The sequence below is a fragment of the Mesorhizobium sp. M7A.F.Ca.US.005.03.2.1 genome (genome assembly GCF_003997795.1).
Classification (GTDB): Bacteria; Pseudomonadota; Alphaproteobacteria; order Rhizobiales; family Rhizobiaceae; genus Mesorhizobium; species Mesorhizobium ciceri.
In genome coordinates this window covers 1-824 of record NZ_RZRP01001419.1, presented here as the reverse complement: position 1 = coordinate 824, position 824 = coordinate 1, and the positions used below count along the sequence as shown (strand labels likewise).

The window sequence follows — 824 nt, the reverse complement described above, 5'->3', positions numbered from 1 at the left end:
GGGAAGAGACTGGGCGCCGAGTTTCCGTTGCCCCGGCCCCATGGGATCAAATCACGTACGCTCATTGTCTTTCTCCTTTCGTAGGTCTGTGAGCCGGGCCGGACGCCCGGCTCAAGCGATGCCTTCATCGTGAATTGCTCAGGCCGCCAGCTTCTCGGTCTCGACCTTGCGGGCTTCGATCTTCGGAATGGGAGCCCCGCTGGAGATCTCGACCTTGCGCGGTTTCATCTCCTCGGGAACCTCGCGCTTGAGATCGATGCTCAGCAGCCCGTTCTCAAGGCTGGCGCCAGCAACTTTGACATGATCGGCCAGTTCGAACCGACGCTCGAAAGCGCGCCCGTTGATGCCGCGGTAGAGATACTGGCCGTTCTCATCGCCGGATTGCGACCCGCTCACGACCAGCATGTTGGGCTGGTGAGTGATGGTCAGCTGGTCCTGCGAGAAACCGGCGACCGCCATCGTGATGCGATAGTCATCATCATCAACCTTGGCGATATCGTAGGGCGGCCAGTTGTCGAACGAGGCCACACGGCTCGCATTTTCAAGCATGTCGACCATGCGGTCGAAGCCGATGCTGGACCGGTACAGGGGGGTAAAATCGAGGTTCATAACCACATCCTCCTTTGAGCAACATGGATCATAGGAGGCGCCAAGAGCCTTGCCGCCTCCTGGTCTTGCCGGCCCCATCAGGCGACCGGCGACCATCAATTTAGAATCGCGACTTGCACCTTCAAGAGGTATTAGGAAAATTTTCAGCGGCAATCCGGGCGAAACGCACCCATGCCACCCCCCGCCGGCGGGGTCACTCGCCGACGGGTCAATGG

1 protein-coding gene is annotated in these 824 nt (G+C 59.8%); it reads right to left on the bottom strand.

The window, feature by feature from the left end; genetic code table 11:
• Positions 1-138 precede the first annotated feature (138 nt).
• Positions 139-609 carry an Hsp20 family protein gene (locus EN991_RS38210; protein WP_127367036.1) on the bottom strand — a complete coding sequence of 157 codons (471 nt, stop codon included), beginning with the start codon at positions 607-609 and terminating at the stop codon, positions 139-141.
• Positions 610-824 lie beyond the last annotated feature (215 nt).